Here is a 13,367-nt window from a genome sequence, read left to right on the forward strand (position 1 = left end):
CAGAAATAAAAAGACCGGCGCAAAGCCGGTCTTTTTATTTGTATGAGGATTTTCCGAAACCCTAGAAATCACCCGGCGCACATTGCAAACAGGTCAGGCCCATATCGCGCCATTTATCGACCACGCGCCTGCGATCATCGACCACAAGCCATGGATTAAACCCGTCGTCGATGATCTTTGCCAGAAGGTCTTCCTTGACCTCTTCATCGGTGCGGTGATCGGCGTCGACGGGGCGCAGATACATGCCATCAAACGGAATATTATGCGCACGCAGCCAGGATTCTGATCGATGCTGCCAGCCTGCCGGGCGGCCCGAACAGATCAAAATCGCATGGCCCGACTCATGCAGGATACGCAAAAGCCGTTCGATATTTTCAATCGGCTTTGCATGGTCCATCGCGTCAAAAAACGCATCCCACTGTTTTTCCACACCGTGAACCAGATGCCCCAGGGCATCGGCATCGAAATGCGCGAGTGTTCCATCCATATCAAACACCACCGCATCCCGTGCAGTCACAGAAGTCGGTCGGGTTTGTTGCGCATCGGCGTTTGCGTTGGTCACGCGGAGATCTCCTTGATCAGGGTTTCAGTCAGATAGTCATATTCCCATCCGGTCGTAACCGGACGGAACAGGATCGGGGTGGCATTGGGGACACGCGGCCCGTCGGCCTCGAACCCGGTCATATAAAGAATGCAGCGCGCCACACCGGAATGGGCAACAACAACGGTCAGGTCGTCGCTGACTTCTGCCAATGCCTGTTGCATGGCAAAGGAAACGCGCTGGCACATGGCATCAAACCCTTCGCCATTGGGCGGGGTTTCAAAGCGCGGGCACAATTCGGCAATCGGACGACCTTCAAGATCGCCCCAATGCCGTTCGCGCAGACCATCAAGTACCTTGGCCTCATAGTCGGGCAGAACAAGGCTTGCCGTTGTCCACGCCCGGTCTTGTGGACTGACATAAACCGCCCGCCATCTTGCCTGCGCCATCAGGGGCGCAATCGCGGTTGCCTGTTCGCGGCCGGTGTCATTCAGGGGCGGTTCGTTGGAACCTGCAATGATACCTGCGCGGTTGGCATCGGTTTCCCCATGCCGGATGAAGACAAACGGCAATTTGGGAAATTCGAACTTCTCAGCAGCATAAATCATGATCAGGCATCACCCGTTTGAATATCGAAATGGATCGCAACCCATTACAAATAGAACCGATCAGCAAGCTGTAGCCGCCCGTCGAACCCGTCGACAAGACCAAAATCCTCGGGACAACTATTGAAAAGCGGGACCACCTGCATGGCGTGACACTGATTGGCGAGCTCAATGACATGACGTGCCAGTGGATGAACGTTCCAGCGCCGGAAATGCGCATGGCCCTTTTCGACCATCTTGCGGGCTTCAATAGGCATGAAGCCGGTAAAGATCACATGGGCACTTGCCCCAAGTCGTCCGGCATCACGCCATTTATCAATCAGTTCGCGCGCCTTGCCATAGGTCGCACACGGTGCATGACATAACAGCAACCGGGCATCGGGATTGAAATGCTTTGCCTTGTCCTTAAGCCCACGCAGACGCCGGATGGCATCGGCATTCACATAATCTGATCCATGGGCATCAAGCACCTGCTTGACCTGCCCATAGCAGCGATCATCCATCGACCAGTCGGTCAGGCCGTGACTTTCAAACAAAAGCGCCATTTCCGCAGCCCGGCCACTTGGCGGCACAGGAAACAGGATTTGGCCATCCAGCTTGGTCATGGTGGTCAGAAGACTGTCAATCCGGACCTGCTGGCTGAGTTGTTCCATGCCATAGGACGCATCAAGCATCACAGTCGCGGCATCCGGGGGACTGTCATACAGGAAGTAATCGGATTCCTGACAGAAATCGCCGGAATAAAGCAACCCGCCCCCCAGTTCGAAATGCAACCACACCCCGCCGAAGGAATGACCGGTACGCCCGGTGGTCACCGTAACACCATCGACCTGAATTTCCCCGCAGGGCGGCAAGGGAATGACATTTGCCCCCTTGGGCAAGGATCGTGCGGTAACTTCGGTACAATAGATCGGAAGGCCAGCCGCCACGATCTCGTCAGCAGCTCCGATATGGTCGACATGGTCATGGGTAATGAAAACGGCGTTAACTTTGTTAAGCCATGCCGGATCAAAACCCTGATCACTTTCCGGGCCGACGCCGCAATCAAGCATCCAGCGCCGGTTAAAGAATTCCAGTCGCAAACAGGCCGGGCCTTTTTCGCCAAGCCCGGAAAGAACACGCATGCGGGCAGACATCAGGCAACCTCACCTGCTAGCCGGTCAAACACCCATCCGTCGGCGACTTTAAGCCCGACCGGTTCGCCAACCCTGGCACGGCGGCTGGCATAAACCGGCAAGGTGTGGTCGTCATCAATCCGGACCGACAAACGGAACCGCCCGCCCAGATAAACGCAATCCTCGACCTTGCCACGCAAGGGCGCACTGTCTTCGACCCAGACATCTTCGGGACGCAGGCACAACCCCGCCTGCCCGTTGATATGACCGCTATTGGCCAGTTTCGGACAAACGCGCGCGGCAATCCGGGTATCGCCCAGCCTGACTGAACATGTCCCGCCATCTTCGACCTGAACACCGGTTATCGGCAGGACCGACCCGGCCCCGACAAAACCCGCCACCATATGATCGGCAGGTTCACGATAGAGCGTTTCAGGGGCGGCCATCTGGCGAATATGGCCCTTGTCCATCACCGCAATCCGGTCGGCCATTGCCATCGCTTCAGCCTGATCATGGGTCACGTAGATCATCGTCGCCCCGGTACGACGATGGAAATCAAGAAACGCCTGCTGCATGGTTTCACGCAGATGCACATCAAGGTTTGCCAGCGGCTCGTCCAGAAGCACCGCACGTGGTTCCATCACCAGACACCGTGCGAGTGCCACACGCTGACGCTGCCCGCCGGAAAGTTCGGCAGGACTGCGATCCGCATAGGGACCAAGGGCGACGATATCGAGCGCTTCAGAGATGCGGCGATCACGTTCGACACGGTTCATGCCACGCACTTCAAGCGGATAACCGACATTGCGGGCGACCGACATGTGCGGCCACAGGGCATAGGATTGAAACACAATGCCGAGATTGCGGTCTTCGGGACTGACCATCAGACCGTTGGCAGGATCGGCAACCGCCTGCCCGCCGATTGAGATTTGCCCGTCATCGGGTTCTTCAAATCCGGCAAGCAATCGAAGCAACGTCGTTTTGCCACAGCCCGACGGGCCAAGCAGGGCGACGAATTCACCATCGGCGATATCAAGCGACACCTGATTAAGGGCACGGTAATCACCAAAGCATTTTGTAATGCGCGAAAGATTTATGTCTGCCATGGCACAACTCCCTTGGGCAAACGACGCGAAGCCAGCTGAAAACAGCTCATCAACGCGATCACAACCAGCACGACCAGAACCGCCACGGCCGAGGCCAGAACGGTGTCGCCACTGTCATCAAGATTGAAAATCAGAACACCCAGCGTTTCATTGCCCGCCGACCACAAAAGGGCCGAAACGGTCAGTTCGTTAAACGCGGTCAGGAACACCAGCAACGCTCCGGCTGCCGCCGATGGTGCCGCCAGCGGCAACAACACATCACGCAAGCGCCGCCAGATACCGGCACCGCAGGCCTGGGCTGCTTCTTCAAGAGCCGGGTCAAGCTGGGTGAAACTGTTCATCACCGGGCGCAGCGCAATCACAAGGAAACGTGCGAGATAGGCGATAAAGATAATGCCCAGCGTGCCATAGAGGCTGATCTCGATCAGCGGGATCTTGATGAACAGCAAGATACAGGCAATCGCCAGAACCACACCGGGCAGCGCATAGGGCACTTCGACCAGAAGATTGATCAGCTTGGTCAGTTTCGAAGGTTTGCGCACCATCACATAGGCCAGCGGCAAACAGACCAGAACCAGCGTCATCGCCGCGCCCACCGACAGCATGAAGCTGTTATGAAAGGCACGGATCGTCGAAGGCTGAACAAACAAAACTTGGTTAAAGGCATCAAAGCTGAAATTGCTGAAATTAAGCTTCACACCAAATGCCGGAACCAGCGACGTGGCAATTAGCGCCATTAACGGCACCACCAGAATGGCAATCAGAACCGCCCAAAGAACAGTTTCAATCAATGAACGCCGCGCCCCCAGCCGGATATCAAGCGGACGCCCGACCATCCCCATCAGACGGTAATCACGGTTGGCAAGCAGCCGGTGATGGATGGCGACACCACAAATTGCAATCGCCCCGATCAGCATGGCAAGAACCGATACCTCGCCCAGAACTGACGGGCCGAACCCGGCCAGTTTCTGATAAATCAGGGTCGGCAAGGTTGGATAATTGGCCGGAATACCGAGCATCGCCGGAATGCCGAAATTGCCAAGGGCCGTGACAAAGGCCATCGCCGTTCCGGCAATCAGCCCCGGACTGGTCAGCGGCAAAATGATCTGCCACCACAAGCGCCCGCCACGCGCACCGGCAAGCCGGGCGGCTTCGATCTGTTCGCTCGGGATCATGCGCAGATTGGCGCGCAATGTCAGGAACACGATGGAGGCATGCTGGATCCCCAGCAAAAGCGCAATACCCTCGGCCGAATAAAGCGGCTGTGGCGATCCCATGGGTGGTGCGATGCCAAAGGCGTTTAAAAGCGCACTGCTTGGCCCGGTCAGCTGAACCCAGCTCAGGGCCGTGATCTGCGGCGGGATCATCATCGGGATCATGAAACAGAATACCAGTGCGGCCTTGGCGCGCACGTCGGTCAGCGCGACCAGAAAGGCAAATGCCCCGCCAATCACCAGCGAAATGATCGTCCCAAGACCGGCCGTATAAAGGCTGTTGGCGGTTGCCTGCCATGTTGCGCCCGATCCCAGAACATCCCGGAAATAATCAAGCGACGGCACACCACCGACAAAAACGCCCTCAAAGGCAAGCCGGACAATCGGTAAAATGGAAATCACAAAGACCGGCAACAGCAACCAGTAAAGCAACCGGTCCGAAGACCGGTTGCCTGTGGATCTGGTCATGATGCCAGGCAGAGCGCCACGAAGGCGACCTGTAGCCTGCATTACTCAGCCCCGAAGATGTCAGCGAATTTCTTTTTGTTCGCTTCTGCCTGTTCAAGAGCGATAGCCGGGTTGAAGTCCATCAGTTTGATGTCCTTGCGGGCCGGGAAGCCTTCTGGCAGGGCCATGTCATTGCGGGCCGGGATATAACCCATATCAAGAACCAGCTTCTGACCCGCATCAGACAGAACGAAGTCAACGAACTTGTGCGCAGCATCAACGTTCTTGGCGTCTTTCATGATTGCAACCGGCTCGGTCACATAGGTTACGCCTTCTTTCGGGAAGACGAAATCAACCGGCGAACCTTTGGCTTTGCCACGGATGGCAAGGAAATCGACAACCACACCATACGGCTTCTCGCCCGATGCAACGGCCTTGAAGACGCCACCGTTACCGCCCTGTGCGCGGGCTTCGTTGGCGGCCAGTGCCTGATAGTAATCCCAACCCAGATCTTTGTTCTCGGTCAGGGTCGAAAGATGGATAAGAGCCGCACCGGAATAAAGCGGGCTTGGCATGACGATCTTGTTCTTCGCATCTGCATTCGACAGATCCGTCCACGAAGTCGGTGCCTTTGCCGCGGTGTTGTAAACAATACCGGTGGTGATCAGCTTGGTGGAATAGTAATAGCCTTCGGCATCGTAAAGCGCGTCTTCATAGGACTTGGCTTCGGCCGATTTATAAGCCTGAAGCAGACCTTCCTGTTTCATGCCTTCGAGCGTTACGGTGTCAGCAATCAGAAGAACATCCGGGCGCGGGTCGCCTGCGGCAATCTCGGCACGCAGTTTCGCCATCAGTTTGGTGGTGCCGTCACGGACCCACTCAACTTCAATATCCGGGTTGGCAGCCATAAAGGCATCAACGGTGGTCTGGGCATCCTGGTTAGGCTGGCTGGTATAGACAACAAGCTTTTCAGCAGCCTGGCCAACAACCGGCAGCATCATCGCAGCAGTCGCGACAGCAGCAAGAAGAACGTTACGCATGATCGGCATCCCTTGGTCGAAAATAAGGTTTCGTTCGAAAACGTTTCGACCCGGAAGCTATATGGATTTCGATAACAGTTGTGTGACAACACCAAGAATTAATTGTTTCAATAGGTATACCGGCCTTTCCAGCCGCAATCTGGCCTGTTTATAATCACGACACAAACGAAACCGCGACTTTCGAACGAAAGAAACAATAGTGTCAGAAATTCCTGATCCCGTGCCGCTTGACCGTCGCCGTGACCGCATTGTCACCCTTGTTAAATCCTGTGGCTTTATGGCGGTCGAGGAACTTGCACGCCGGTTCAATGTATCGGTCCAGACCATTCGCACCGACCTGCGCGATCTTCAGGAACAGGGGCGTGTGTTTCGCCGTCACGGGCTGGCGGGCCCGGCACCCGATCCCGATAACTCGGCCTATGAAAAACGCGAAGTGTGGAACCGGTCGGGCAAGATGGCGATTGCCGCCAGGGTCGCCGAACTGATCCCCGAGGGCTGCACGATTGCCATCGGCACCGGCACCACCGCCGAACTCGCCGCCCAGCATTTATCATCGCACCGCAATCTGACCGTGCTGACCAATAACCTGCATGTGGTCCTGACATTGCAAAATGCGCCAAACGTCACACTTAGGCTCGCGGGCGGCACGGTGCGCACCCGTGATCTTGATATCATCGGGGCGGATAGTGCTGATTTCTTTGGGGGGCTTCGCGCCGATTACGGAATTGTCAGTGTCGGCGGTATGACGGATGACGGTGATCTGCTTGATTTCAACATGGATGAAGTCCGCGCACGCCGCGCGCTTGTAAGCTGTTGCGATCACGCGATCCTGATGATCGACGAGAAAAAGGTTGGCCGCAAGGCGCTCTGCCGCGACGGCCATGCCAGCGATTTTCAAACGGTTCTTTTAAACACCGCACCGGGCGACGCCCTGCAACGCGCACTGGTCAAGGCACGCAGTCAGATTGTCGTTGTAACGTAAGTTCTGGCACGCAATGGCTTAATGACAGGCCAGTGTCGCGTCCTCGGTCACGACCAGATCACCCTCGACATGCAGGGTGTGGTTCGGCGCAACCGCCGTCCAGCTTGCGGTTTCGGTATCAAGCGGTTCGGAGACCACAATCACGTGGTCGTCGCGTTTGCGCCAGTAAAGTGATGGCGGTTTGTCGTCACTGGCATGCCGGATGGCACAGACACTTTTGCCATTGGACAGGCAGGCGGTGAAACGGAACGGGGCGGTCGCGCCGCGTACCTTCATTTCATTTTCGACAACCTCAATCGTGCGGCGGATGGCGCGATGCGGATCGTCTTTCAGGCCAAGTGTCAGCATCAGGCAAAAGATCAGCTCGCTATCAGTTGATCCCTGACGGCCTTCGTAAAATTCGTCCTCGATCATGCCTTCGAGCGACCGGCGCACCAGCGGGTAATCGCCAATCTGGCCGTTATGCATGAACAGGTAATTGCTGTGCGCGAAGGGATGACAATTGGTGCGGCTGGTATGCGTCCCGGTCGAGGCCCGGACATGGGCAAAGAACAGACCCGAACGGATATGATGGGCCAATGCGCGCAGGTTCGGATCATTCCAGGCCGGAAGGATTTCACGATAAAGCCCCGGTGTCGGGCGTTCGTCGTACCAGCCAATGCCAAAGCCGTCCCCGTTGGTGGGTGTTTTGGCCTGTTCGGCATGCAGGCTTTGCTCGACCAGTGAATGGCGCGGCTCAAAGACCAGCTTTTCGAGATAAACCGGATCACCAACGTAACTTAGCCAACGGCACATATCCTGCCCCCCAATGCGCGAATTCGGACGGCGCACATCTAAGCCGTATAATTACAGCGTGGTCAATGTGATATTATGTCTTCCTGCCCTGATTTTAAGGTATGGCTGCGCCGCAGCCGCTTGTGGGCAAAAAGAACAATAAAGCACTTGCCAAGCCCGGTGATTGTCCGTATTTTCCGCGCCACAAAATGAATCGTGCTGGTGTAGCTCAGCTGGTAGAGCGGCGCATTCGTAATGCGTAGGTCGTAGGTTCAAATCCTATCACCAGCACCATTTTGTAAAACCCAAGACCCGCCAAGACGCAGTTTACTGCATCTTCGGCGGGTTTTGTGTTTCTGACGTTTACGAATATTCGTAAACCAGCTCCTCATCCAAAAGAAAATCCCGGCTTTCTGCCGTTGATTACGACTGATTTACGAAATTGCAGAAATCAGCCCCGTTTCCCCGCAAAAGTGCAATCTTTGTCACATTCCCCGGCCCTGCACGTCTGAATGCATGGAACCGTTTAAATCCTTGCAGATAGATGGTGGCCGTTTATCCGGCACAAGACCCGCTGCAGGGGCAACACTGGGGAATGCATGCATGACAGACAGTGACGCGCCCAAACCCGATCAGACAAAACCGGCATCAGGCACAACTGATCGCAGTGCGAATTTGCATGAAGCAGGCCCGGCAGTAGCCGAGAACGGCCTGACTGAACCGGTCGAGGCCCAGGACGGGCTTGATCAGGGTCCGCTTAACGAACCGCAGGCTGCACTCGATATCATGACGGCATTGTGCCACGAATTCGGCCTTTTGGGCACGTCGCCGCAAAGTGCGGATGCATCATCCCCGTCACATCCGGCAAATCAGGACGCGGGTCTGTCCCAACCCGGTGAAACGGCCTTTGAAATCATTCAACGATTTCTGTTCGACGATCCGGGTCGCCCCGGTTCGACCACCCCGCGCCCGAATTTCAACGATGCCATCCCGGACCCGACCAGCGTGATCGCCGGGACAGCCCAGACAAATTCCCCGCCCGGCAAACCGTCTAACAGCGAGGCACCTGCAATGAATAATCCGTTCTTTGACACGTCATCGACTGGCGAAACCTCGACACAGGCGCAGTGGGGGGTGACGATCACCAATCGTGATGGCAGCAGCACCGATCTGAACGGACCGGTAATTGCCGATGACATGTTCAGAACGTCAATGCCCCGCCTGAGCGGTAATACATCGGACGCAACCGGTGACCCCGACTGGACAATTTCGATGGCACAGGGCCATCCACTTTCGGCGGGGCGGACAAGTGCGCAAACTGCCGTCGGCGCACGGCTTGTTGCTGATGATCTGCCGCAAAGTCTGAAAGGCTGGCGCTTGCGGGTCGGTCAGTCGGCGGATGCGCAATCTGAATTGTCGGTCTCGGTACCAACATCGGCGCCATCGCAATTGCGCGCCCTGATGTTTGACAGCACGGCCAAGGATGACGCACAGAACCGGGTTTCCGAGGTTCCGGTTTATGGTGGCGGGCCGCTTGCCCTGCATCTTGAACAATCGGTGGGATCGATTGCAAGCGGCACGGTTCCCAACCTTGCCCTGATCCGGTTGATCTTTGCCGATCGCGCTCCGATCCCTGTGCAGTTTGAATATACCGGCACCCTGCCCAGCCCGATTGTCGGCGGCAATATTCTGGCCGGTCCCAACTATACCATTCCGTTCCGGGTTCAGATCACACCGCCCAGCGAAGGAGACAAGGGGGCAAGCCTTGTTGCTTTGGTGCGCTATGATCAGGAAACAGGCTTTAACGTCACGGCACAGCTTCTGACCGAGGCGCGCACCTGCACACCCACCGCCATCCTGACCTGTGCCGGACAGAGCGATAACTCTGCCTGCAAGGCCGCAAGCATGGTGTCCAACAGCAATGGCCGACTTGAAACCTGTCTTACAGGACTGGCCACAAGCCCGGACGAAGGTGATCTAGCGCAATATGGCTTTGTCCTGACCGATCCGGCGACGATCACGACACAAACCGACGCCAAGCCGGACGCCACCGCCAGCACGGCCAAAACCGGCACATCCAAGGATAGCAGCCCGACAGCCGATGCATCGACCAAGGGTGCTGCCAGCGATCCAGACAGCAGCACCGATAAATCCGGGTCATCAGACACCGGCAACGCGACCGCCAAATCGTCCGGCCGGGCAGCAAAGGGCAGTAGTAGCAATACTGACAATAACAACAGCACCAAGGGAGGCACCTGATGTCGGATCAGGCGCACAGGGATATTGCCACGGCCAGTGACCGCAAGGACGCGGTCAGGAAGGCCTTCAATCAGGAATATCTGGCAACGCAGAAAGCCATGACACAGGCCGCCGAGCGCGCCCGTGAACAGGTTCTTGATCAACGCTATACGATTTCGAACCACACCGACCAGGTCAGATCAGGTGCCACAAGCCCCCGCCCCCCGGTCGGCGCCCCGATCCCGCAAAACGGTTATCCCGCACAAGGTGCTCCGCAAATGTCATCACAGGCGAACCTTCATGGCGATCAGCAGATCATGTTTGATATCGCCAGCGAAATTCGAAACATCATTACCCGCGAAATTGATTTGCGGATGCAATTGCTTTCAGAAAAGGTCGAAGCTGCCCTTGCCGATGCCTTTCCGGCACAGGATCAATCCACAGCATCGAAGATGCCCAAAGGCAAAGACAGTTCCGGAAATTCACGATCTCCAAAGAAAGGTTGATCACTATAACAGCGGAGCGGACCCGGAAGATGGTCCGGCATCCCTGATGCGCGCCTGAAATGTGGATAGAGCGACACAAAGCAGCGCTCGGAAGAAACGCACAATCAGGCAGAAACAAGCGCCTTAAAACTCTCTTGGGCCGGAAGAATCAGGCTGCAAGGATATGCACCATTACACAACCTATAATTGCACTATAACTTTTATTCACAATCACTTAGCTTTCACGTCATAATAAAGGCCGCATAACTTAAACAGCCTATGGTTGCAATCTATCAACTGGAGGGGTCCATAGTGCAGAACGAAAAAACCAACCAACAGGAAGAGGCAGGTCTGACCGAGGTCGAGCTGCATTTCGTTCATAGCCTTGAACAAACTTTGGGTCAGGCGATGGCAGACGGCGATAACGTCACATCCATCTGGTCGCGGTTAAAACCCGATCAACGGGCGCGCATCGCCGAAGACTATCTCGACAGGCTTCGCACAACCGACCCTGCAGCTTGCAGCGCGGGCGACAACGATGGCGAGTTCGGTACCCGGAAGAGCCCGGCCCTGTCCCCTGCCCGACAGGACAGACAAACTGTCGATGGCAACGAAGAGATATCTTCTTTTGCCCTTGATCCCGCATCGGTTATCCAGCGCACGACACAAATGTCCTTTGGATCAACGGTGGCGGCCGATCTGGCAGCAGCGACAGAACGTCAGGCGCAGCAAACACCTGTCCATCCGACAGAAATGCATATACCGACTGCGCAATCGGAAATACCGCCCCCCCGACACAGTCCCCCGCCCGGTTATCCGGCCGATTTCAACCCGCTTGCGGGTTTCCCGGGACTGGAACCGTCAAATATCGGCCCGCGCCCCGAAGATATCATTGCTGGCGCACTTCCCGGTTTTAACGGATCGGGCAGTAACCCGATGGATGTTTTGCGCGGGCTTCTGCCAGGCGGCCTTGTTCAACCGGATCTGCGCCAACCCATGCCGGGCACAACCGACATTCCGCCCCATTCCCCGACGGGAGCCCCCGACCATAGCCGATCAGACGCGTGGCCAAATCCCGCCCGGCATCCGGGTCCGGATCTCGACGGTGATACCGGACCAGCCGCCCCCAATTTCTGGCCGCTCTGGATTGATCAGCAGGACAGTCTTTTAAAACAGTGTCTGAAACTGATGTCGGGCAATATGGATGATGCGCAGGATGCGCTGTCCGAGGCGATGGTCAAGGCATCCACCAAGTTCGAAGATTCCATGGACGAAATCCGCAACCACCGCGCCTGGCTTTCACGGATTGTCCATAATGCCTGTATTGATCTGCACCGCCAGAACCGCCGCAAGGCCGAATATCGTGAAGAAACACATGGTAGCGCCGATACCCCGGCTTCCCCGATGACAGCGCCGATCATTCCAAGCCCCGAGGAATCCTATCTGGCAGGTGAACAACTTGACCAGCTGGAAACGGCCCTTCTGGCGATGCATGAAAAATTGCGCAAACCGCTTTTGATGCGATGCGTTCAGGATCGCAGTTACGACGAGATTGCCGAGGCCCTTGGATTAAGCAATTGCGCGGTGCGCAAGCGCGTCCAGCTGGCCCGCGAACATCTCAGAGGGGCGGGCATTCAATAATCCGTCTGCCCTGCACCGATCAGAACCGGTCTGGACCGAGCAAACCTTTTTCAACCCCGGACAAACACGGGGACAGCCCCACGGGCACTGAAAAAACCGACGATAAAATAAAAAGACGCGTCACAACCCAACAGGGCCAACGTCTTTAGACTGAAAACGGGACGGCGAAACCCCGTCAGGATCACAACAGCAAGCAGCACACAGCACAAGCACACGAAGGAGACTTTACAATGGCGATTCCGACCCCGGTAAATGGTCAGATCACTGATGCAGTCACCCAGGCTAACGTGAAAGTTCTGGGCGACGCCCCGGCAATGGCAATGGGCTCGATCTTCCAGTCCCTCGCACATTCCACCGGCATTCTTTATGAAAACGCCGTCAGCGCACAGCAGCAGATCGGCATCACCTCGCAGGCCGCCACCAATCAGGGCGTCATCCAGATCTATTCGGTCGATACGATGGCAGACTCGGTCGCGACCTCGAAGATTGCCAAAAGCGATGTTCCCGACAACATGCTTTCGCTTCTGACCGCCCTTCAGGCCGTCAAAAGCTGATACCAGGCACCCTGTATCCCCCACACAGGTCTTCCTCAAATCGGGCGGTTGCTTCCATCGGCGACCGCCCGATTTTTATTGGGAAACCGGGCTTTGACCCACCGAAGTTTTTCCGCGCTTTGTGTCACAACACCGGGCGCGCCGCGTCAAAAGTCTGACCGCAAGACATGCGGAAAGGGCCGGTCACGAGGGTCAACTTCCTTCCGGCACTTCTTTAGGCAACCAGGAGATACACAATGGCTGATAACACTCCGGTCAATGGCATGATTACCGACTCAGTCACCCAGGCCAATGTAAAGGTTCTGGGCGATGCGCCGGCAATGGCCATGGGCTCGCTTTACCAGTCGCTGGCGCATTCTCATGGCATTCTCTACGAGAACGCTGTCAGTACCCAGCAACAGGTCGGCATCTCTTCGCAGGCAGCCACCAATCAGGGCGTCATTCAGGTTTACTCTGTCGACACCATGGCTGGTGCCGTTGCGACGTCAAAGCTGGCCGCAAGCGACGTCCCCGACAACATGCTTTCGCTTTTGTCGGCTCTCAAGGCAACGACCGGAACGTCCGTGTCGTAATTCCATATTGGTTTCGCCGCCGAACCCGCCCGGCATGCGCAAGCTTGCCGGGC

Annotated in this window: 13 protein-coding genes and 1 tRNA gene; 7 read left to right on the top strand and 7 right to left on the bottom strand. The window is 56.4% G+C overall.

The window, feature by feature from the left end; genetic code table 11:
* Positions 1–61: 61 nt before the first annotated feature.
* The 6 genes from ACTU44_RS16000 to ACTU44_RS16025 are packed head-to-tail and all read right to left on the bottom strand — an operon-like array spanning position 62 to position 6,068.
* The gene (locus ACTU44_RS16000; protein ID WP_462095906.1) at positions 62–562 is read right to left on the bottom strand and encodes a phosphatase domain-containing protein; all 501 of its coding nucleotides are present in this window, start codon (positions 560–562) and stop codon (positions 62–64) included.
* Complete coding sequence (locus ACTU44_RS16005) at positions 559–1,149, bottom strand: histidine phosphatase family protein (RefSeq protein WP_462095907.1); 591 nt, start codon at positions 1,147–1,149, stop codon at positions 559–561. Before ACTU44_RS16005 ends, ACTU44_RS16000 begins: the two co-directional genes overlap by 4 nt.
* Positions 1,150–1,193: 44 nt before the next feature.
* A complete protein-coding gene (locus tag ACTU44_RS16010) occupies positions 1,194–2,282 on the bottom strand; it encodes an MBL fold metallo-hydrolase (RefSeq protein WP_114098404.1) in 1,089 nt (362 codons plus the stop codon).
* A complete protein-coding gene (locus tag ACTU44_RS16015) occupies positions 2,282–3,367 on the bottom strand; it encodes an ABC transporter ATP-binding protein (protein ID WP_462095908.1) in 1,086 nt (361 codons plus the stop codon). Before ACTU44_RS16015 ends, ACTU44_RS16010 begins: the two co-directional genes overlap by 1 nt.
* Positions 3,355–5,091 carry an ABC transporter permease gene (locus tag ACTU44_RS16020; RefSeq protein ID WP_462095909.1) on the bottom strand — a complete coding sequence of 579 codons (1,737 nt, stop codon included), beginning with the start codon at positions 5,089–5,091 and terminating at the stop codon, positions 3,355–3,357. Before ACTU44_RS16020 ends, ACTU44_RS16015 begins: the two co-directional genes overlap by 13 nt.
* The gene (locus ACTU44_RS16025; protein ID WP_181850262.1) at positions 5,091–6,068 is read right to left on the bottom strand and encodes an ABC transporter substrate-binding protein; all 978 of its coding nucleotides are present in this window, start codon (positions 6,066–6,068) and stop codon (positions 5,091–5,093) included. Before ACTU44_RS16025 ends, ACTU44_RS16020 begins: the two co-directional genes overlap by 1 nt.
* A 199-nt stretch (positions 6,069–6,267) precedes the next feature.
* On the opposite strand from ACTU44_RS16025, the gene ACTU44_RS16030 reads away from it, so the two are divergent.
* Complete coding sequence (locus ACTU44_RS16030) at positions 6,268–7,050, top strand: DeoR/GlpR family DNA-binding transcription regulator (protein WP_114098407.1); 783 nt, start codon at positions 6,268–6,270, stop codon at positions 7,048–7,050.
* A gap of 18 nt (positions 7,051–7,068) precedes the next feature.
* On the opposite strand, the gene ACTU44_RS16035 is transcribed toward ACTU44_RS16030, so the two are convergent.
* Positions 7,069–7,845 (bottom strand): class II glutamine amidotransferase, encoded by a 777-nt coding sequence (locus ACTU44_RS16035; protein WP_114098408.1) that lies wholly within the window; start codon positions 7,843–7,845, stop codon positions 7,069–7,071.
* A gap of 197 nt (positions 7,846–8,042) precedes the next feature.
* Between ACTU44_RS16035 and ACTU44_RS16040 the strand changes: the two genes are divergently transcribed.
* The 6 genes from ACTU44_RS16040 to ACTU44_RS16065 all read left to right on the top strand — a co-directional run bounded on the left by ACTU44_RS16040 (position 8,043) and on the right by ACTU44_RS16065 (position 13,314).
* Positions 8,043–8,118 (top strand) — tRNA-Thr (locus tag ACTU44_RS16040).
* A gap of 309 nt (positions 8,119–8,427) precedes the next feature.
* Positions 8,428–10,083 carry a hypothetical protein gene (locus ACTU44_RS16045; RefSeq protein ID WP_462095910.1) on the top strand — a complete coding sequence of 552 codons (1,656 nt, stop codon included), beginning with the start codon at positions 8,428–8,430 and terminating at the stop codon, positions 10,081–10,083.
* Entirely contained in the window at positions 10,083–10,568 is a 486-nt protein-coding gene (locus tag ACTU44_RS16050; protein ID WP_462095911.1) for a hypothetical protein, read from the top strand. Before ACTU44_RS16045 ends, ACTU44_RS16050 begins: the two co-directional genes overlap by 1 nt.
* A 291-nt stretch (positions 10,569–10,859) precedes the next feature.
* Positions 10,860–12,188, top strand: a complete 1,329-nt coding sequence (locus tag ACTU44_RS16055) for an RNA polymerase sigma factor (protein WP_462095912.1) — start codon at positions 10,860–10,862, stop codon at positions 12,186–12,188.
* 230 nt (positions 12,189–12,418) lie between these two features.
* Positions 12,419–12,742 carry a RebB family R body protein gene (locus tag ACTU44_RS16060; protein ID WP_068518667.1) on the top strand — a complete coding sequence of 108 codons (324 nt, stop codon included), beginning with the start codon at positions 12,419–12,421 and terminating at the stop codon, positions 12,740–12,742.
* 236 nt (positions 12,743–12,978) lie between these two features.
* The gene (locus tag ACTU44_RS16065; RefSeq protein WP_114098412.1) at positions 12,979–13,314 is read left to right on the top strand and encodes a RebB family R body protein; all 336 of its coding nucleotides are present in this window, start codon (positions 12,979–12,981) and stop codon (positions 13,312–13,314) included.
* Positions 13,315–13,367 lie beyond the last annotated feature (53 nt).

The organism is Thalassospira sp. SM2505, assembly GCF_054901115.1.

Excerpts from the sequence above, each read along its gene's own strand:
- ACTU44_RS16005 (WP_462095907.1), bottom strand. The coding sequence starts at position 1,149 with ATGATTTATGCTGCTGAGAAGTTCGAATTTCCCAAATTGCCGTTTGTC.
- ACTU44_RS16010 (WP_114098404.1), bottom strand. The coding sequence starts at position 2,282 with ATGTCTGCCCGCATGCGTGTTCTTTCCGGGCTTGGCGAAAAAGGCCCG.
- ACTU44_RS16015 (WP_462095908.1), bottom strand. The coding sequence starts at position 3,367 with ATGGCAGACATAAATCTTTCGCGCATTACAAAATGCTTTGGTGATTAC.
- ACTU44_RS16020 (WP_462095909.1), bottom strand. The coding sequence starts at position 5,091 with ATGCAGGCTACAGGTCGCCTTCGTGGCGCTCTGCCTGGCATCATGACC.
- ACTU44_RS16025 (WP_181850262.1), bottom strand. The coding sequence starts at position 6,068 with ATGCGTAACGTTCTTCTTGCTGCTGTCGCGACTGCTGCGATGATGCTG.
- ACTU44_RS16035 (WP_114098408.1), bottom strand. The coding sequence starts at position 7,845 with ATGTGCCGTTGGCTAAGTTACGTTGGTGATCCGGTTTATCTCGAAAAG.
- ACTU44_RS16045 (WP_462095910.1), top strand. The coding sequence starts at position 8,428 with ATGACAGACAGTGACGCGCCCAAACCCGATCAGACAAAACCGGCATCA.
- ACTU44_RS16050 (WP_462095911.1), top strand. The coding sequence starts at position 10,083 with ATGTCGGATCAGGCGCACAGGGATATTGCCACGGCCAGTGACCGCAAG.
- ACTU44_RS16060 (WP_068518667.1), top strand. The coding sequence starts at position 12,419 with ATGGCGATTCCGACCCCGGTAAATGGTCAGATCACTGATGCAGTCACC.
- ACTU44_RS16065 (WP_114098412.1), top strand. The coding sequence starts at position 12,979 with ATGGCTGATAACACTCCGGTCAATGGCATGATTACCGACTCAGTCACC.